The sequence below is a fragment of the Streptomyces sp. NPDC006309 genome (genome assembly GCF_040613095.1).
GTDB lineage: Bacteria > Actinomycetota > Actinomycetes > Streptomycetales > Streptomycetaceae > Streptomyces.
On record NZ_JBEXRO010000011.1, the window covers coordinates 81,595 to 99,334 of the forward strand.

Sequence of the window (17,740 nt, forward strand, 5' to 3'; positions counted from 1 at the left end):
GAATCGGCCTCTTGCACCCTCAACAATGATCGAGCCGATGACCGATGGCATGTCGTGATGGCCCGAAAGAGGTAATGGCCCGAACGCATTGACAGCCCGATGAGCACTTGATCAAATAATCCGGCCATTGATCGTGAATTCCTTCACGCATTCCGGGCGGTGCCGGAAAAACGACAAGGGCCCTGCTCAGCAGGGCCCTTGCGAGGAGTGCGGACGGCTCAGAGGAGCACGGTGGCCGGCGGCGCGGTCGGCCAGGTCATCCGGATCAGGCCGCCGTTGTGCCCGGTGGAGACCTCCACGTCGTCGACGAGGCCGCTGATGACCGCGAGGCCCATCTCGTCCTCCTCGACATCCGCGTCACCGTCCGGCGTGTCGCCGGGCGTGTCGCCGCCCGGCACGGCGTGCGGGGCTTCGTCACCGACCTCGATGGAGAACTGTTTCTCGTCCTCGATCAGCGCCACCGTCACCGGTGCCGTGACGCCGCTGTTCTGATGCAGCCCGACGGCGCGGGAGCACGCCTCGCCCACGGCGAGCCGGACCTCGTCCAGGACGGCCTCGTCCACTCCGGCCCTGCGCGCCACCGCTGCCGCCACCAGCCGGGCGGTCCGGACGTGCTCGGGCAGCGCGCTGAAGCGGAGTTCGACGGTGGCCATACATCCCCCTCACGACTACGGGCGTGCGGTCGGGGGCGGGGCCGCCCGGGGCCCGCACCCCCCTGGTGTACTTCTGTGCGCCGGACCGTTTCACCGGCCCGGAACCGGACGGCTCACGAACCGGAGCCGGACGTGTCACAGGACGCGGCACGGCCCGGAGCCGACGGTCATGCCCCCGGGCCGGCGGGCCACGGCCATGGGCCGGAAAACGGAACCACGACGCTGACCCGGACGGGTCACAGCCCGCGACCGGGACGGGTCACAGCCCGCCGGCCGGGACGGGTCGCAACCCGCGATCCGGGGCGGGACGGGACCGGCGACCGGGACGGATCACGGCCCGGAGAACCGGACCGCTCACCGGCCGGCCGCGGACAGGTCACGGCTCGGACGGGACCGGCCGGCGGCAGACCCCGGCAGGGGCCCGGCGCCGACGGCCGGCCCGACTTCAGTCGGTGGCCGACACCGCTTCATCGACCGAGGTGTGAATCGGGAACACCTTGGTGAGGCCGGTGATGCGGAAGATCTTCAGAATGCGCTCCTGGTTGCAGACCAGGCGCAGCGAGCCCTCATGGGCCCTTACCCGCTTCAGGCCGCCGACCAGCACGCCGAGCCCGGTGGAGTCGAGGAAGTCCACGCCCTCCATGTCGACGACGAGGTGGAAATTCCCGTCGTTCACCAGCTCGACCAACTGCTCGCGCAGCTTGGGCGCGGTATATACGTCGATTTCGCCACCGACCTCGACGACCGTACGATCGCCGACGGTACGGGTCGACAGGGACAGGTCCACGGATCCTCCAGCACCTTGCTATCGAGCGCTCGCCCCTCGGGCATCTCGGCTTGCGGCCCCCGGGGCGTATCGCCAGCCGCGATGGCATTCAATCACTTACCGGCAGGCGTGCACGACGCCTTGGCTCCATTGTCCGTCACTCCAGTGACACACTCGGTGCCGATGGCCAAGAATCACCGATCCGATCAGTCCCCGGCGACTCCGGCTTCCCGCCTGTCTCCGGGCACGGTCCTGGACCGGCTCGCCTCCGGGCCGAGCCGGTCTGCGCGCATCACTCATACGGAGCACTTGCCCCCGCGTGCGGGCCGCCATGCCGTCTGGCCTGACCGGATTCGGTCCGAGGTGATCGCGGCCGTCCAGGCGTGCGGCATCGAGCACCCCTGGGCGCACCAGGCACTGGCCGCCGAGCACGCCCTGGACGGTGAGTCGGTGGTCGTCGCCACCGGCACCGCCTCCGGCAAGTCCCTCGCCTACCTCGTCCCGGTCCTTTCCACCCTCCTGGACGGCGCCGAAGCCCCGAACGGCCGGGGCGCCACCGCGCTGTACCTGGCCCCCACCAAGGCCCTCGCGGCCGACCAGTGCCGGGCGGTGAAGGAACTTTCACAACCTCTCGGCACGGCGGTACGCCCGGCCGTGTACGACGGCGACACACCGTTCGAGGAACGGGAGTGGATCCGCCAGTACGGCAACTACGTCCTCACCAACCCGGACATGCTGCACCGCGGCATACTCCCGTCCCACCCGCGCTGGTCCTCCTTCCTGAAGTCGCTCAGGTACGTCGTCATCGACGAGTGCCACACCTACCGGGGCGTCTTCGGCTCCCACGTCGCCCAGGTGCTGCGGCGCCTGCGCCGCCTGTGCGCCCGCTACGGCTCCTCCCCCGTGTTCCTGCTGGCCTCGGCGACCTCCGCCGAGCCCGCCGTCGCCGCGTGCCGGCTGACCGGCCTGCCGGTGGTGGAGGTCGCCGACGACGCCTCTCCGCGGGGCGAGCTGGTCTTCGCCCTCTGGGAGCCGCCCCTCACCGAGCTGCACGGCGAGAAGGGCGCACCCGTACGGCGTACCGCCATCGCGGAGACCGCCGACCTGCTGACCGACCTGACGGTGCAGGGCGTGCGCTCGGTGGCCTTCGTACGGTCCCGGCGCGGCGCCGAGCTGATCTCGGTGATCGCCCAGGAGAAACTGGCCGAGGTCGACCGCTCCCTGGTCCGGCGTGTCGCGGCCTACCGCGGTGGTTACCTGCCCGAGGAGCGCCGTGCCCTGGAGCGCGCCCTGCACTCCGGCGAACTCCTCGGCCTCGCCGCCACGACGGCCCTGGAGCTGGGTGTGGACGTCTCCGGCCTGGACGCGGTCGTGATCGCCGGCTACCCGGGGACACGTGCGTCCCTGTGGCAGCAGGCGGGCCGAGCGGGCCGCTCCGGTCAGGGCGCGCTCGCGATCCTCGTCGCCCGCGACGACCCGCTGGACACGTTCCTCGTCCACCACCCCGAGGCCCTGTTCCGCCAACCGGTGGAATCCACCGTCCTCGACCCCGACAACCCCTACGTCCTCGCCCCGCACCTGTGCGCCGCCGCCGCGGAACTGCCGGTGACCGAGGACGACCTGGAGCTCTTCGGCCCCGCCTGCGCGGACGTGCTCCGGCAACTGGAGGCCGCGAAGCTGCTCCGCCGGCGTACCAGCGCCTGGCACTGGACCCGCCGGGAGCGGGCCGCCGACCTGACGGACATCCGCGGCACCGGCGGCCGTCCGGTACAGGTCGTCGAGGCCGGTACGGGCCGCCTGCTGGGCACGGTCGACGCGAGCGCCGCGCACTCCACGGTCCACGAGGGCGCCGTCCACCTGCACCAGGGCCGCACCTACCTGGTCCGCTCCCTCGACCTGGAGGACTCCGTCGCCCTCGTCGAGCAGGCCGACCCGCCGTACTCGACGGTCGCCCGCGACACCACGTCGATCTCCATCCTGGAGACGGACACCGAGGTCCCGTGGGGCACCGGCCGCCTGTGCTACGGCTCCGTCGAGGTCACCAACCAGGTCGTCTCCTACCTCCGCAGACGCCTCATCACCGGTGAAGTGCTCGGCGAGACCAAACTCGACCTCCCTCCTCGTACGCTGCGCACCCGCGCGGTGTGGTGGACGGTCACCGAGGACCAGCTCGACGAGGCCCGGATCATCCCGGAGATCCTCGGCGGCTCCCTGCACGCCGCCGAACACGCCTCGATCGGCATGCTGCCCCTCTTCGCCACCTGTGACCGCTGGGACATCGGCGGCGTCTCGGTCCCCCTGCACCCCGACACACTCCTCCCGACGGTCTTCGTCTACGACGGCCACCCCGGCGGCGCGGGCTTCGCCGAGCGCGCCTTCCACACCGCACGCGCCTGGCTCGCCGCCACCCGGGAGGCCATCGCCTCCTGCGAGTGCGAGGCCGGCTGCCCGTCCTGCATCCAGTCCCCCAAGTGCGGCAACGGCAACGACCCCCTGCACAAGAGGGGCGCGGTACGCCTGCTCACGGTCCTCCTGCGGGGAGCGCCGGAGGAAAAGCCGGCACAGACCACCCGACCGGGCGAAGAGGCCGGTTGAGCCAACAGATGGGATTCCGGGATTCCGGTCCGGCTGGGTGCAGGGCCGATGGCTCAGGCGGACCGGTCGAGCCGACGGGGGTCCCCGCGCGGCTGGTGCAAGGCCGACAGGAACACGCGGACCGGTCGAGCCACCAGGGAATCGTGGGCCGGCCGGACGACAGGTCGGCGGGGTCACGCGGACCGCTTGGGCCAACAGGGGGACCTGGGCCGGCTGGGCGGCGAGCCGACGGGCGAGGTGGTGCCCCCGCCGCCCGGGGCCGCCGGGCGGCGGGCACCAGTGGCTCAGCGGCCGGACCACTCCGCACGGCCCGGCGCCGAGACCTGGGGCCCGGCCGGGGCGAGCGTCAGGCGGATGACGACGCCTGACGCTCGCCCCGGCCGGCAGGCGACAGAGGCTGAAACCCGCCGCACCGGCCCGGCAGACGGCACCGAAAACGGCTCGGCAGACAGCTCGGCCTGGGGCCCGCCTGGCGCACCAGACGGCTTGGCCACAAGCCCACCCGGCACCGCCACCGGCACCGGCACCGGCACCGGCACCGAAGACGACTCGGCCCTACGCCCACCCGCCCGGCACAGCAGACGGCTTGACCTCGGCCCCACCCAGCACAGCGGACAGGTTGGCCTCGGCCCCGCCCGGGACGGCCACCGGCACGGGCACCGGCACCGGCACCGGCACCGGCACCGGCACCACAGACGGCTTGGCCCGGTGTCCGTTCGCGTCGGTGGGCGACTCGCCCTGGGGCTCGTCCGGCACGTCGGGTGACTCCGGGGCCGCCGGCTCCACCGGTCCCGCCGGTCCCGCCGGTCCGGCCCTCGCTCTGACCTCCGCTGTGAACGGCCCGCTTCCGGAGGCCACCGACACGTCCGACGTCTCACCCAGGATCACGCACCGCACCAGCCGTACCCCCTGCGCCGCCGTCACCCGTTCGGCCCGGGCGCAGGCCGCCGCGCCACCCTCGGCCCAGTGGTCCGCCGCCGCGAGCGCCGCCAGGTCCGCGCCGCCGGCCGCCCGGTGCCGGACGACGACGGCATGCCCGAGAGCGAGCACCCCGCCGAACACCGCCAACAGCACGGCGATCGCCCCCAGACTCCAGACGGTGGCGGAACCCCGGTCGGACTCCCGGCACCGGTCAGGCTTTCCCCGTCCACCGCCCCACGGCTTCTCAAGGTGTCTCCGATCCTGCTCCTCCCTCCGTTCCACGTCCCGCGGCCCGGGCGCCGCCGCCCACCCCATGACGGCCCGCCGTCGGCCGTCGGCGCACCCCTGCCCGCCCCGGCGTCTCATGGCCCCGCCTCCCCCGCTCCCGCCGTGTCCTCGACGAGTGCCACGGCCTCCTCCCGTACCTCGAACGGCAGCCCGTTCAACCCGGGTGGCTCGGCCACCACCGTCACGCGGACCCGTTCGCCCTCGCGTGCCACGGTCACCCGTGCTCCCCTCGGCGCCGCCTCCCGGGTCACCGTCACCACCCCGTCGGCCGGATCCTGCCGGGCGGCGGCCCGGGCGCCCGTGCGGGCGGCGTCCACGCACTGGATCTGGGCCGCCACGACGAGCAGCCCCCAGACCAGCGCCATCGTGAACGCCACCAGCACGGACAGCACCACGGCCGCCTCCGCGGTCACGAACCCCCGGTCCCCGCCTCGCTCACATCCGCGCACTGAGGGCCTTCTTCACGATGCCCTGTAGCTCCGCCCGGACCTGGCCGCTGGTGACGACCTCGTAAAGCAGCAACGCGAACCCGACGGCCGCGATGATGCCCATCGCGTACTCGGACGTCACCATTCCGGTGTCCTGCCGGCACGCCCTGCGCACCCGGACCGCCGCTTTCCTGATCTTCCTGTTCATCTCGACCCCCGTGAAGGTTCCGGTCTTTCTGTCGCCGTTCCCGGCACTTACCTGACATGTGTCTGCTGGTCCGCTCCCGTGCGCCTCACCCCCCTCTCATCACCCCTCCCGCCAGCCCGATCACGACGGGCAGTACGCCGATGGCGATGAAGGCGGGCAGGAAACACAGGCCGACCGGCGCGGAGATCAGTACGGCGGCCCGGCGTGCCCGGGCCGTCGCGGCGCGGGCCCAGTCCGCTCGCGCGTCCGAGGCGAGGCGGGCGACGGGGCCGGCCGCGGGGAGCCCCGTCTCGTCGGCCCGTTCCAGGAGCCGCGCCAGGGCGCCGGCGCCGGGCAGCACGGCCAGGCCGCGCCAGGCAGCCGCCGGTTCACCGCCGAGCCGGACCTCCGCCGCGCCCCGCGCCAGTGCTTGCCCGACGGGGCCGCCGAGGGCCTCACCGACCGCCTGGGCGGCGATCACCGGACCGGCGCCGGCCGCGATACAGGCGGCCAGCAGGTCGGCGGCGAGCGGAAGCCGGCGTGCGGCCCCGGCGGTGTCGACCACCTCGTCCCGCCCGGTGGCCGCCTGGCGGTCCCGCCACCGCCACAGGACCACGCCCAGGCAGAGCCCCAGCAGGACCCCGGTGACTCCGCCGACCAGCACCCACACCCCGCACGCCGCACCGGCCGGCGGCAGCCATCGGCGTACGGCCCCCGGGATCGCGGACGATGTGCCGGCAACAGGCTCTTCGAAGCCCAGCAACTCGACCACCCGGCGTCGCGCCAGGCGCCGCCGCCGCGCCAGCTCAAGTCTCCGGACCCCCCAGCCGAGCGCCAGCACCCCGGCCACAGCCATCCCCAGCCTGTGGACGACTTCTCCGCTCATACCGTCCGCCCTCTCCCCGTCATTCGCACCGCGCCCCGCATCACAACCACCTCGAACACCACCCCGCCCGCCACCCCGCCCATCGACAACCCCTTACCGCGGCCGCGGGCCACGGCCACCCACCGGCCCACCCGGCCTCCACCACCCGCCCAGCCCCCTCACACCGCCTCAGCGCCCCGCACGATCCGCGTCGCCCACCACATCCCGGCCGCCTCGAACACCGCCCCCACCGCCAGACAGCCGAGGCCGGCGCCGCTGTGCAGCAGGACCCGGAGCGGGTCCGCACCCATGGCCGCGCCGAGCAGCAGGCCGAGGGCGGGCAGGGCGGCGAGCAACACCGCGGTGGCTCGGGCACCCGCCAACTGGGCGCGCAGGTCGGCACGCTGGTCGCGTTCGGCCCGCAGGGCACCGTCCAGCCGGTCCAGGCCACCGGCGAGTCCGGCACCCTGGTCGACGGCCACCCGCCAGCACGCCGCGAGTCCGAGCAGGCCCTCGGCGCCCGGCTGCCGGGCCGCCGCGGTGAGGGCGCCGGGTACGTCCCCGCCGAACCGGGCCGCCGCGACCAGGGCCGCCTGCGCGTCACCGAGTCCGTGGAATTCCCGCGCGGCCCGCAGCAGCGCCTCGCCCGGCTGCCGCCCCGCCCGTACCTCCCCGGCGAGCGCCCCGCACAGGGCGATCACCGCATCCGCCCGCCGCTCCCGGGCCCGCCGGGTCTGCCGGGCCAGCCGCAGCCGGCGCAGCACCGGCACCCCGGCCGCCCCCGCGACGGCCGGAAGGACCGAGGCACCCAGCAGGCCGATCACCAGCCCGGCAAGGAGCGCCCACCACTCCGGCCCCCACCGCGCGTGCGTCCGCCGCAGCTCCGCGAGGGCCTGCTCCCAGGCGGGCGGCCCGGTCGCCACCACCCCGCCACCGGCGAACAGCAGTCGTGCCCGCCGCTTCCCGTGATGCCGTCCACGGAACAGCCAGGCCATCGCGCCGAGACAGAGCAACGCCCCCGTCGTCGTCCCACCGGTCACCTCGGTCGCCTCTCTAGCTCGTCCCCGGACTGGTCCGCCGCGTCGAGCAGTTGCCGCAACCGCTCCCAGCCCCGCTCCCGCACGAAGGCCCGCTCGCCCCACCGCAGGGCGGGCACCGTCCGCACCAGCCCGGTGCTGTCCCGCTCCAGCACGTGGACCTCAGCGATCCGGCGCCGTCCGGACCGGTCCCGTGCGAGGTGCACCACCACGGAGAGGGCCGCCGCCAACTGGCTGTGCAGTGCGGCCCGGTCCAGGCCGGCGGCCGTGGCCAGCGCCTCCAGCCGGGCCGGTACGTCCGTCGCGGTATTGGCGTGGACCGTGCCACAGCCGCCGTCATGTCCCGTGTTGAGAGCCGCGAGCAGGTGCACGACCTCGGGTCCGCGCACCTCACCGACGACCAGCCGGTCCGGTCGCATCCGCAGCGCCTGCCGCACGAGGTCCTCCAGGGTGACGAGGCCGGCGCCCTCCTGATTGGCGGGCCGCGTCTCCAGCCGGACGACGTGCGGGTGGTCCGGTCTCAGTTCGGCCGAGTCCTCGGCGAGCACGATCCGCTCACCCGGTCCGACCAGGCCGAGCAGGGCACTGAGCAGGGTCGTCTTGCCGCTCCCGGTGCCACCGCTGACGAGGAAGGAGAGCCGGGCCGCGAGCAGCGCCCTGAGGATCCGGTCGCCGCCGGGCGGCACCGTGCCGGCCGCGACGAGTTCCTCGACGGTGAAGGCCCGCGGCCGTACCACCCGCAGGGCCAGGCAGGTGCAGCCGACGGCGACCGGGGGCAGCACCGCGTGCAGCCGGGTCCCGTCGGGCAGCCGGGCGTCCGCCCAGGGCCGGGCGTCGTCCAGCCGGCGTCCGGCCACGGCTGCCAGCCGCTGCGCGAGGCGTCGTACCGCTGCCGCGTCGGGGAAGGCCACCGGGGTCAGTTCCAGGCCGCCGCCGCGGTCCACCCACACCCGGTCCGGGGCGGAGACCAGAACGTCGGTGACGTCCGGGTCGGCGAGCAGCGGCTCCAGGGGGCCGGTGCCGACGAGTTCGGATCTCAGCTGCTCGGCCGCGCCGAGGACTTCCGCGTCGCCGAGCACGCGGCCCTGTTCGCGCAGGGCCTGGGCCACGCGCGCGGGGGTGGGTTCGGCGCCGCTCTCGGCGAGCCGGCGGCGGACGCCGTCGAGGAGGGCCGTGCCGTCGGCCCGTTCGAGCCCGGGGAGGGTCATCGGGCGCCTCCCGCCTCGACCAGGGCGCGCTCCCAGAAGTTCACACAGAACCGGGCGAGCGGGCCGCGTCCGGTGGCGCCGGGGGGTTTCGCGCCGCCCTGCGGCCGCAGCAGCGCAGGTTCGACGGGCACCTCGCCGGCCAGCGGCAGGCCGAGCAGCCGGGCCACCTCCTGGTCGTCCAGACCGGGTGCGTACGGCCCGCGGACGGCCACCCGCAGGTCCCGTACGACCATCCCGACGGCGGAGGCGACCCGGCCGGCGGCGGCGACCGCGCGCAGTTCGGCGGGGACGACGAGCAGTGCGGCATCGAGCTGGGCCAGGGCTTCGGCGACCCCGTCGTCCAGGCGACGGGGCAGGTCGACCACGACGGTGCCGCCGCGCCGCCGGGCGGCGGCCAGCACCGCGCGCACCGCCTGGGGCGGCACGGCGACGCAGTCACCGCGGTCCCAGCTGAGCACCCGCAGGGAGTGCAGTTCGGGCAGCGACTCCTCCAGGGCGCCGCCGCCGACGCGTCCCCGGGAGGCGGCGAAGGCGGGCCAGCGCAGCCCTTCCGCGCTCTCGCCGCCGAGGAGCACGTCGAGGCCGCCGCCGAGCGGATCGGCGTCCACGAGCAGGGTGCGCAGCCCCTCGCGGGCTGAGGTGACGGCGAGCGCGCAGGCGAGGGTGGAGGCCCCGGCGCCGCCCCGGCCGCCGATCACCCCGACGGTGAGGGCGGGGCGGCCGATGCCCTCGGCGACGTCGGCGATGCGGTCGACCAGCCACTGCTCGCCGTCGGGGAGCATCAACACGTGGTCGGCGCCGATCTGGACGGCTCGTTTCCATACCCCCGAGTCGTCCTGGTCCCGGCCGACGAGCACCACCCCGGGCCGGCGCACGGCCCCGCGCACCCGGCGGGCGGCGTCGTCACCGACCAGCACCAGCGGCGCGGATTCCCAGTGATCACCGGAATCCGGTACGCCGTGGTGGACCTCGGGTGTGGCGCCTGCCGCCGCGCACAGGCGCAGCAGGTCGTCCAGCAGGGCGGCGTCCTCGGTGACGATGAGCGGTCGTCCGGGCCGCTCTCCGGTGCCGGGCGGCGGGTCGTGGGTGACGGTTCCGGTCACGGTGTTCCCCCTTCGCTGCGCGGGCCGCGCGGCCCCGTGGCCACGCGATTCCCGAACGTGTGGAGAACCGGCGAGCGGCCTCCATATGAACGGCCGATAGGAACCGGCCGGGCGCGCTCGGGCAATCGGAACCGGCCAGGAACTCGCCGCGGCCCGAGCGCGCTGCAATCACGGTGCAGCGATCTGCGAAATGATGGGGATCTTGGTCCAAAACTGTGGACAACGCGGACCCTGTGAATATCTCCGTCACCCATACCGGTGACCACTGTGCTGATCCGCGTGCGGTTTCCACAGCGCACCGCGACGATTACCAGGCGTGAGCAATCATGGGCGCAGGCAGACCGCGGACATGGCGGCGCGACGCCGGCCGTACGACCGCGGAAGGAAAGGGAGGGACAGGCAAAATGCGTCCGGACATGCGACGACCCCCGCCGGGGGGGAGAGCGGGGGTCGTCCCCACGGCCGACTCGGGGGGGGAGGAGCCGGACCGGGTTAGCACGGTCGCGAACGATCCGTGACTTCCATGGTGTACCCGAGAGGCCTCTCAGGCAAACCCACGCGCCCCACCTTACGCCGAATGGTGGGCGCCTATGCTCAGGGGCGTGGAAAACCACTCCTTGCCCCGCGCAGCAGCCTTCTTCGACCTGGACAAGACGGTCATTGCGAAGTCGAGCACGCTCACCTTCAGCAAGTCCTTCTACCAAGGCGGGCTGATCAACCGCCGGGCCGCGTTGCGCACCGCATATGCCCAGTTCGTCTTCCTGGCCGGTGGCCTGGACCACGACCAGATGGAGCGGATGCGCGAGTATCTGTCCGCACTGTGCCGCGGCTGGAACGTCCAGCAGGTACGCGAGATCGTCGCCGAGACCCTGCACGAGCTGATCGACCCGATCATCTACGACGAGGCCGCCTCCCTCATCGAGGAGCACCACACGGCCGGCCGTGACGTGGTGATCGTGTCCACCTCGGGTGCCGAGGTGGTCGAGCCGATCGGTGAACTGCTGGGCGCCGACCGCGTGGTCGCGACCCGTATGGTCGTCGGCGAGGACGGCTGCTTCACCGGGGAGGTGGAGTACTACGCGTACGGCCCCACCAAGGCCGCGGCCATCAAGGAGCTGGCCGCGTCCGAGGGCTACGACCTCGACCGCTGCTACGCCTACAGCGACTCGGCGACCGACCTGCCGATGCTCCGCACGGTCGGCCACCCGCACGCGGTGAACCCGGACCGCGCACTGCGCCGTGAGGCACTCGCGCACAGCTGGCCGGTCCTGGAGTTCCGCCGCCCGGTCCCGCTCAAGAAGCGGCTGCCGGCGCTGTCCGTCCCACCGCGCCCGGCACTGGTCGCGGCGGCGGCCGTGGCGGCGGCAGGGGCGACCGCGGGCCTCGTCTGGTACGCCAGCCGGCGCCGCGGCACCACCTGACCGACGCCCGTTTCACCCCTATTTGATGCAGAAAATAAATAAGTGCGGGCAGAGGTTCCACTCTGTCCCGGCTTGCAGTACAAAGGAGTCAAGGCCCGCGAGACCAGAGGACATCCGAGAGGATCCCCTACCACTACGCACGCGGCCCCACGGACCTCGCATGAACACCGCGCACCCACGCGACGTCGACCCGTCGATTACGGGCCAGCCGCACCAGGTGAGGGCAAAGTCCCCGGCCTGATGGGCATCATTCGAGGACGCTTGGTAACCCGGTGAGCATGCCAGCGGCGGTACGAGAATTCGTACCGCCGCAACCCTTGTCCGGCGGGTGTCAGGCCGCGCCGCGTTGCAGCGCCTCGCACACCGCCGTCGACTCGCGGACCCCCAGCTCGACCGCCCGGCCGCAGTGGGCGATCCAGGCCGCCATGCCCTCGGGGGTGCCGGAGACGTACCCGTCCAGGGCGGCCAGGTAGGAGGCCCGGCCCGCTTCGGCGTGGCCGACCTCGGCCGGACAGACCGCCTTCGGGTCCAGGCCGCTGCCGATCAGCACGATCCGCTCGGCCGCGCGCGCGACCAGGCCGTTGTGGGACACGAAGGGACGCAGCGCGAGCAGTTCGCCGTGCACCACGGCGGCCGTCACCAGGGCGGGCGCGGAACTGCCGGCGATGATCAGGTCCGCCAGCCCCTCCAGCCGGCCCGACACCTCGGCGGCGTCCGGCAGCGGCAGTCCGACCAGCGGCTCGTCCACCGGCTCGCCCGCCTGGCGCGGCCGGCCGACCTCGTCGCCACCGCTCGCCGCGGCCACCAGATGCAGCCGGGCCAGCACCCGCAGCGGCGACTGGCGCCAGACGGACAGCAGCTGTCCCGCCTCGGCGGTGAGCCGCAGGGCCGCTCCCACGACACGAGCCTCGGCGTCGGCACTGAAGTCGGTACGCCGCCGCACCTCCTCCAGGGCCCAGTCGGCGCCGGACAGCGCCGCCGAGCCGCGCGAGCCACGCAGGGCCGCCTCGGAGGTGATCGCGTTGCTGCGGCGCCGCATGACCCGGTGCCCGTAGACCCGGTCCACGGCTTTGCGCACGGACTCCACGGACTCGGCCACGCCGGGCAGTGCACCCAGGGCCGCGAGCGGATCGGCGGTCGCGCCTGTCGTACTCATGAGTACGACACTACGCACCCCACCGGCCGACCCCACGAAGGAGTGGTCTTCTTCACGTCCGCGTGACACACACCGCTAGGACGCGACTACGCTTCGTGAACATGAAAATTGCTTTCGTCGGGAAGGGCGGGAGCGGCAAGACCACTCTCTCCTCCCTCTTCGTCCGCCACCTCGTGGCCGCCGGCGCTCCGGTGGTCGCCATCGACGCGGACATCAACCAGCACCTCGGGCCGGCGCTCGGCCTCGACGAGCAGGAGGCGGCAGCGCTGCCCGCCATGGGCGAGCGGCTGTCGCTGATCAAGGACCACCTGCGCGGCACCAACCCGCGCATCGCCTCCGCCGCGACGATGATCAAGACGACGCCGCCCGGCGAGGGTTCTCGGCTGGTGCGGGTCGCGGACCCGAACCCGATCTACGACGCCTGCGCGCGTCCGGTGGAACTCGACGGCGGTGCCGTCCGTTTGATGGTCACGGGCCCGTTCACGGACGCCGATCTGGGGGTCGCCTGCTACCACTCCAAGACGGGAGCGGTGGAGCTGTATCTGAACCACCTCGTCGACGGCCCCGACGAGTACGTGGTGGTCGACATGACGGCCGGCTCCGACTCCTTCGCCTCCGGCATGTTCACCCGCTTCGACATGACGTTCCTCGTCGCCGAGCCGACCCGGAAGGGGGTCTCCGTCTACCGCCAGTACAAGGAGTACGCCCGCGACTTCGGCGTGGCCCTGAAGGTCGTCGGCAACAAGATCCAGGAACAGGACGACCTCGACTTCCTGCGCGCGGAGGTCGGTGACGACCTGCTCGTGACGGTCGGACGCTCCGACTGGGTGCGCGCCATGGAGAAGGGCCGCCCGCCCCGCTTCGACCTCCTGGAGGAGGCCAACGCCCGCGCCCTGCACACCCTGCGGGCCACCGCGGACGCCACGTACGAGCTTCGCGACTGGGAGCGCTACACCCGGCAGATGGTGCACTTCCACCTGAAGAACGCCGAGTCGTGGGGCAACGAGCGCACCGGGGCCGACCTGGCGGCGCAGGTCGACCCCGGGTTCGTGCTCGGCGAAGGGGTGGTGACGCCCGCCTGACCCCTACGGCCTGTCCGCCGGCGCCCCGGGCACGCCCTTGGGCGCCGGGGCGGGACGGCCGGACATCAGGGACGCCCAGCCCTGCCGGGGGGCCTCCCCCACCTTCAGGGTGCGCAGGCGCGTGAGGGTCTGGGGGTCCTGGGCGTCCAGCCAGTCGGCCAGCTGGTGGAAGGAGACGCAGCGCACGTCGGGCTTGTTGCAGACCTCCTTCACCACGTCCTCGACGGCGCGCATGTAGGTGCCGCCGTTCCAGGACTCGAAGTGGTTGCCGATGATCAGGGGAGCGCGGTTGCCGTCGTAGGCCCGGTAGAAGCCCTTGAGGAGGCCGTCGCGCATCTGGTCGCCCCAGTAGTCGAACTTGTCGGGGTCGCCCTGGGTCTGGGTGCCGGACTGGTTGACCATGAAGTTGTAGTCCATGGTCAGCTGCTCATAGGTGTGGCCCGGGAAGGGCACGAGCTGCATCGACAGATCCCACAGGCCCTGCTTCTTCCTGGGCCAGACCTGGTTGTCGACCCCGCTGGAGTCGTAGCGGAAGCCCAGCTGGCGGGCGGCCTTCATGAAGTTCTTCTGCCCTTCCAGGCAGGGAGTGCGGGCGCCGATCAGCTCCTTGTCGTAGTCGAAGGGCAGCGGGGCCGCCCGCTTCATGCCGGTGTTGGACCTCCAGGACTTCACGAAGTCCTTCGCCTGGGCGATCTCGCTCTTCCACTCCTTCACCGACCAGGTGCCGACACCGCCGTCGGGGCCGCAGAAGTGGCCGTTGAAGTGGGTCCCGATCTCGTTGCCCTCCAGCCAGGCCAGGCGTACCTGTCTGAGGGTGTCGGTGATGCCCTGCTCGTCGTTGAATCCGATGTCGGAGCGGCCGGGCGCGTGCTGCGGCGGCTTGTACAGGTCGCGCTTCTCCTCCGGCAGCATGTACACGCCGCTGAGGAAGTACGTCATGGTCGCGTGGTTCTCCTTGGCGACCTTGCGGAAGTGCGAGAAGAGCTTCTGGCTGTCCTCGCCCGCGCCGTCCCAGGAGAACACGACGAACTGCGGCGGCTTCTGACCGGGTTTCAGCCGTTCAGGGCTGGGCAGATACGGCTGGGCACCGGTGTACGCGGTGGATCCGTCGCCGATCAGTCGCAGCACGCTCTTGGGCGCGGGCGCTCCCTTCTGCGGGCCGGACGCCCCTTCCTTCGTGCCTTCGGAGCCGGTCGCACAACCGGCGAGCGACGCCGCACAGGCCGCGGCGGCCACGGCGCCGACGGCGATCCTCTGGGTGGCGGCCATGTTCCGCCCACCTTCTTCCTTCTCTCAGGCCAACGCTGACGAGGGTTTTTGTGCTGATGTGCCGGGCTTGCACCGGCAGCGGCGCCAAGGTCCCACGAGGCCGAGAAGGAATTAATACGACAAGCCGATGAAATGCTCACTTCACCCTGACGCGCGATGCACTACGCCATTTGCCTCAGAAAGTTATGCCTTGCCTTTACGTGGCATTACGATTCTTTTACCGACATAGATTCATCCCGCCGCTGCACGCCGTGACCCACGGCCGCGACCGAGCCCCGCCCATCGCCGCGGGGTCCCATCCAGTCCGCGACCGCGCCGCCCCGGAGGAGACGGGACCATGCCGACCTGCGCACCCCCGAACATCCAGCACCCCGACCCACCGCACGATGCCGCGCCGAAGCGCCGCCGCTCCCCCGTCGAGGGCGCCGACCTTTCCGCGGCCGTCGCGGTCTTCCTGATCGCCCTGCCCCTCTCCCTCGGCATCGCCCTGGCCACCGGAGCCCCGCTCCAGGCCGGTCTCGTCGCCGCCGCGGTCGGCGGAGTCGTCGCCGGACGGCTCGGCGGCTGCCCGCTACAGGTGAGCGGCCCCGCCGCCGGACTCACCGTGGTCACCGCCGACCTGATCCACCGCTACGGCTGGCGGGCGACCTGCGGGATCACCGTCCTCGCCGGACTCGCCCAAGTCGGCCTCGGCTGCCTGCGGGTGGCGCGCGGCGCGCTCGCGGTCAGCCCGGCCGTGGTGCACGGGATGCTCGCCGGCATCGGCATCACCATCGCCGTCGCCCAGCTGCACATCGTGCTCGGCGGCACCCCGGACAGTTCCGTGCTCGCCAACCTGCGTGCGCTGCCCGCCCAGTTGGCCGGTCTGCATCCGGCCGCCGTGGCGATGAGCCTGCTCACCCTGGCCCTGCTGCTGGGCTGGCCGCGCCTGCCCGGCCGGGTCGGCCGTCTGCTGCGTACGGTGCCGGCCGCCCTCGTCGCCGTCTCCGGTGCCGGCGCGACCGCCGCCCTCGCCGGCCTGTCCCTGCCCCGGGTCGACCTGCCGTCCTGGCACAGCCACGCCCTGGCCGGGCTGCCCGAAGGACCGGTGTCCGGCGTCGTCGCCGCCGTGCTCACCACCACCCTCGTGTGCAGCGTGCAGTCGCTGCTCGGCGCGGTGGCCGTGGACAAGCTGGTCGCCGCCCGCCCCGGCCCCCACACCCGGCCCGGCCGCTCCGACCTGGACCGGGAGCTGCTGGGCCAGGGGGCGGCCAACCTGATCTCCGGGGCGCTCGGCGGACTGCCCGTCGCGGGGGTGGCGGTGCGCAGCACCGCGAATGTGCGAGCGGGTGCCGTCAGCCGGAACTCCACGATGCTGCACGGCGTTCTCGTAGTAGTCGCCGCGCTGCTGATGGTCCCGGTCCTGGAGGAGATCCCGCTCGCCTCCCTCGCCGCCCTGGTGATGGCCGTCGGCATCCAGATGGTGTCCCCGCACCACATCCGCACGGTGACCCGCCACCGCGAAGTGCCGGTCTACGCCGCGACCACACTCGGCGTGGTGGGCCTCGGCGTCCTGGAGGGCGTGTTCCTCGGGGTCGCCGTGGCGGTCGCCGTCGCCCTGCACCGCCTCGCCCGCACCCGCATCACCCACGAGGAGAAGGAAGGAGTCCATCACGTACGAGTCCGGGGCCAGTTGACGTTCCTCGCGGTGCCGCGGCTCAGCAGAGCCCTGCACCTCGTGCCCCAGGGCGCTCACGCCGTCGTGGAGTTGGACGGTTCGTTCATGGACCACGCGGCGTACGAGTCGCTCCAGGACTGGCGCGGTACGCACACCGCCCGCGGTGGTACGGCCGAGCTGACAGGACGGGGCGGCGCGAGCCGGACCGTCGGGAGGGCCCCGGCAGCCGAGTGCCGGTGTCACCCGTGGACGCCCTGGCGCAACCACCGGTCCTGCTTCGCCGGATCCCCCGCCGCCCCGGCGGGACCGGGGGCCGGCCGGGGCGGCGGGGAACTGGCCCGTGGCATCGGCGCGTTCCAGCGGAACACCGCGCCGCTGGTGCGGGAGGAGCTGGCGCGGCTCGCCCGGGAGGGCCAGCGGCCCTCCCAGCTCTTCCTGGCCTGTGCCGACTCACGGCTCGTCACGTCCATGATCACCGCCAGTGGTCCCGGTGACCTGTTCGTGGTCCGCAACGTCGGCAATCTGGTGCCGCCGCCCGGTGAGGGGCACGGCGACGACTCGGTTTCCGCCGCCATCGAGTACGCGGTGGACGTGCTCGGGGTGCGCTCCATCACGGTGTGCGGGCACTCCGGGTGCGGGGCGATGCAGGCACTGCTGTCCGCCGGCGCCGGCCAGGGGCTCGGTCCGCTGCACCGCTGGCTGCGGCACGGGCTGCCGAGTCTCGCGCGGACGGCCGGGGACCGGCGCGGGCTGCCGGGGCCGGCGGGGCGCGTCCCCACGGACGCGGTGGAGCGGCTGTGCCTGGCCAACGTGGTCCAGCAGCTGGCGCACCTGCGGGCGCACGAGCCGGTCGCCCGGGCACTGGCCAGGGGCACGCTGGAACTGCACGGGATGTACTTCCACGTGGGCGAGGCACAGGCGTACCTGCTCACGGAGTCGGAGGGGGCGGCGGTCTTCGAGGAGGTCGCGGGTGGAGCCGAGGGAGGTGAGGCGGTGCGCGGGCCGATGTGGGCGCCAACCGTCGGACAGGTCTAAACCAATATTGCCGTCGACCCTTGTCATCGGCCCCCCACGTCTGATGAGCTGTGGCCTGGGACACAACGG

The 17,740-nt window shown here is 73.0% G+C and carries 14 protein-coding genes and 1 pseudogene; 4 read left to right on the forward strand and 11 right to left on the reverse strand.

Annotation, left to right across the window (positions count from 1 at the left end; all coding sequences use genetic code 11):
* Positions 1-218: 218 nt before the first annotated feature.
* Complete coding sequence (locus ABZ117_RS16830) at positions 219-653, reverse strand: ATP-binding protein (RefSeq protein WP_356821412.1); 435 nt, start codon at positions 651-653, stop codon at positions 219-221.
* 445 nt (positions 654-1,098) lie between these two features.
* Positions 1,099-1,440 carry an anti-sigma factor antagonist BldG gene (gene bldG, locus ABZ117_RS16835; RefSeq protein ID WP_121787637.1) on the reverse strand — a complete coding sequence of 114 codons (342 nt, stop codon included), beginning with the start codon at positions 1,438-1,440 and terminating at the stop codon, positions 1,099-1,101.
* 81 nt (positions 1,441-1,521) lie between these two features.
* Here bldG and ABZ117_RS16840 point away from each other — a divergent pair, with 81 nt between their 5' ends.
* Positions 1,522-4,014 carry a DEAD/DEAH box helicase gene (locus tag ABZ117_RS16840; RefSeq protein ID WP_356821413.1) on the forward strand — a complete coding sequence of 831 codons (2,493 nt, stop codon included), beginning with the start codon at positions 1,522-1,524 and terminating at the stop codon, positions 4,012-4,014.
* A gap of 789 nt (positions 4,015-4,803) precedes the next feature.
* Here the strand turns inward: ABZ117_RS16840 and ABZ117_RS16845 are convergent.
* From ABZ117_RS16845 to ssd, 7 genes and pseudogenes are all read right to left on the reverse strand, one after another.
* A pseudogene (locus ABZ117_RS16845) lies at positions 4,804-5,133 on the reverse strand (Rv3654c family TadE-like protein); the annotation flags it as partial.
* A 164-nt stretch (positions 5,134-5,297) separates the two neighbouring features.
* Positions 5,298-5,636: a TadE family type IV pilus minor pilin gene (locus tag ABZ117_RS16850; RefSeq protein ID WP_356821415.1), complete on the reverse strand. Its 339-nt coding sequence runs from the start codon at positions 5,634-5,636 to the stop codon at positions 5,298-5,300.
* Positions 5,637-5,658: 22 nt separating this feature from the next.
* The gene (locus tag ABZ117_RS16855; protein WP_121787640.1) at positions 5,659-5,859 is read right to left on the reverse strand and encodes a DUF4244 domain-containing protein; all 201 of its coding nucleotides are present in this window, start codon (positions 5,857-5,859) and stop codon (positions 5,659-5,661) included.
* A gap of 85 nt (positions 5,860-5,944) precedes the next feature.
* On the reverse strand, positions 5,945-6,724 hold the full coding sequence (locus ABZ117_RS16860) for a type II secretion system F family protein (protein WP_356821418.1): 780 nt from the start codon (positions 6,722-6,724) through the stop codon (positions 5,945-5,947).
* A gap of 158 nt (positions 6,725-6,882) precedes the next feature.
* Entirely contained in the window at positions 6,883-7,698 is an 816-nt protein-coding gene (locus tag ABZ117_RS16865; protein ID WP_356821620.1) for a type II secretion system F family protein, read from the reverse strand.
* 41 nt (positions 7,699-7,739) lie between these two features.
* Positions 7,740-8,948, reverse strand: a complete 1,209-nt coding sequence (locus ABZ117_RS16870) for a TadA family conjugal transfer-associated ATPase (RefSeq protein WP_356821420.1) — start codon at positions 8,946-8,948, stop codon at positions 7,740-7,742.
* Positions 8,945-10,051 carry a septum site-determining protein Ssd gene (gene ssd, locus ABZ117_RS16875; protein WP_356821422.1) on the reverse strand — a complete coding sequence of 369 codons (1,107 nt, stop codon included), beginning with the start codon at positions 10,049-10,051 and terminating at the stop codon, positions 8,945-8,947. The genes ABZ117_RS16870 and ssd overlap by 4 nt, the downstream gene beginning before the upstream one ends.
* 590 nt (positions 10,052-10,641) lie before the next feature.
* On the opposite strand from ssd, the gene ABZ117_RS16880 reads away from it, so the two are divergent.
* The gene (locus ABZ117_RS16880; protein ID WP_356821424.1) at positions 10,642-11,472 is read left to right on the forward strand and encodes an HAD-IB family hydrolase; all 831 of its coding nucleotides are present in this window, start codon (positions 10,642-10,644) and stop codon (positions 11,470-11,472) included.
* 331 nt (positions 11,473-11,803) lie between these two features.
* Here ABZ117_RS16880 and ABZ117_RS16885 read toward each other — a convergent pair whose 3' ends face one another.
* On the reverse strand, positions 11,804-12,628 hold the full coding sequence (locus ABZ117_RS16885; protein WP_356821426.1) for an oxidoreductase: 825 nt from the start codon (positions 12,626-12,628) through the stop codon (positions 11,804-11,806).
* Between the two features lie 101 nt (positions 12,629-12,729).
* Here ABZ117_RS16885 and ABZ117_RS16890 point away from each other — a divergent pair, with 101 nt between their 5' ends.
* Entirely contained in the window at positions 12,730-13,710 is a 981-nt protein-coding gene (locus ABZ117_RS16890; protein WP_356821427.1) for an ATP-binding protein, read from the forward strand.
* A gap of 3 nt (positions 13,711-13,713) precedes the next feature.
* On the opposite strand, the gene ABZ117_RS16895 is transcribed toward ABZ117_RS16890, so the two are convergent.
* Entirely contained in the window at positions 13,714-14,979 is a 1,266-nt protein-coding gene (locus ABZ117_RS16895) for a hypothetical protein (RefSeq protein ID WP_356821428.1), read from the reverse strand.
* A gap of 337 nt (positions 14,980-15,316) precedes the next feature.
* Here ABZ117_RS16895 and ABZ117_RS16900 point away from each other — a divergent pair, with 337 nt between their 5' ends.
* On the forward strand, positions 15,317-17,671 hold the full coding sequence (locus ABZ117_RS16900; protein ID WP_356821429.1) for a SulP family inorganic anion transporter: 2,355 nt from the start codon (positions 15,317-15,319) through the stop codon (positions 17,669-17,671).
* The last annotated feature ends 69 nt before the right edge of the window (positions 17,672-17,740 follow it).

Bases quoted from the DNA above. Each gene is read 5' to 3' on its own strand.
- ABZ117_RS16830 (WP_356821412.1), bottom strand. From the start codon at position 653: ATGGCCACCGTCGAACTCCGCTTCAGCGCGCTGCCCGAGCACGTCCGG.
- ABZ117_RS16840 (WP_356821413.1), top strand. From the start codon at position 1,522: ATGGCATTCAATCACTTACCGGCAGGCGTGCACGACGCCTTGGCTCCA.
- ABZ117_RS16855 (WP_121787640.1), bottom strand. From the start codon at position 5,859: ATGAACAGGAAGATCAGGAAAGCGGCGGTCCGGGTGCGCAGGGCGTGC.
- ABZ117_RS16860 (WP_356821418.1), bottom strand. From the start codon at position 6,724: ATGAGCGGAGAAGTCGTCCACAGGCTGGGGATGGCTGTGGCCGGGGTG.
- ABZ117_RS16865 (WP_356821620.1), bottom strand. From the start codon at position 7,698: ATGGCCTGGCTGTTCCGTGGACGGCATCACGGGAAGCGGCGGGCACGA.
- ABZ117_RS16870 (WP_356821420.1), bottom strand. From the start codon at position 8,948: ATGACCCTCCCCGGGCTCGAACGGGCCGACGGCACGGCCCTCCTCGAC.
- ABZ117_RS16880 (WP_356821424.1), top strand. From the start codon at position 10,642: ATGCTCAGGGGCGTGGAAAACCACTCCTTGCCCCGCGCAGCAGCCTTC.
- ABZ117_RS16885 (WP_356821426.1), bottom strand. From the start codon at position 12,628: ATGAGTACGACAGGCGCGACCGCCGATCCGCTCGCGGCCCTGGGTGCA.
- ABZ117_RS16890 (WP_356821427.1), top strand. From the start codon at position 12,730: ATGAAAATTGCTTTCGTCGGGAAGGGCGGGAGCGGCAAGACCACTCTC.
- ABZ117_RS16895 (WP_356821428.1), bottom strand. From the start codon at position 14,979: ATGGCCGCCACCCAGAGGATCGCCGTCGGCGCCGTGGCCGCCGCGGCC.
- ABZ117_RS16900 (WP_356821429.1), top strand. From the start codon at position 15,317: ATGCCGACCTGCGCACCCCCGAACATCCAGCACCCCGACCCACCGCAC.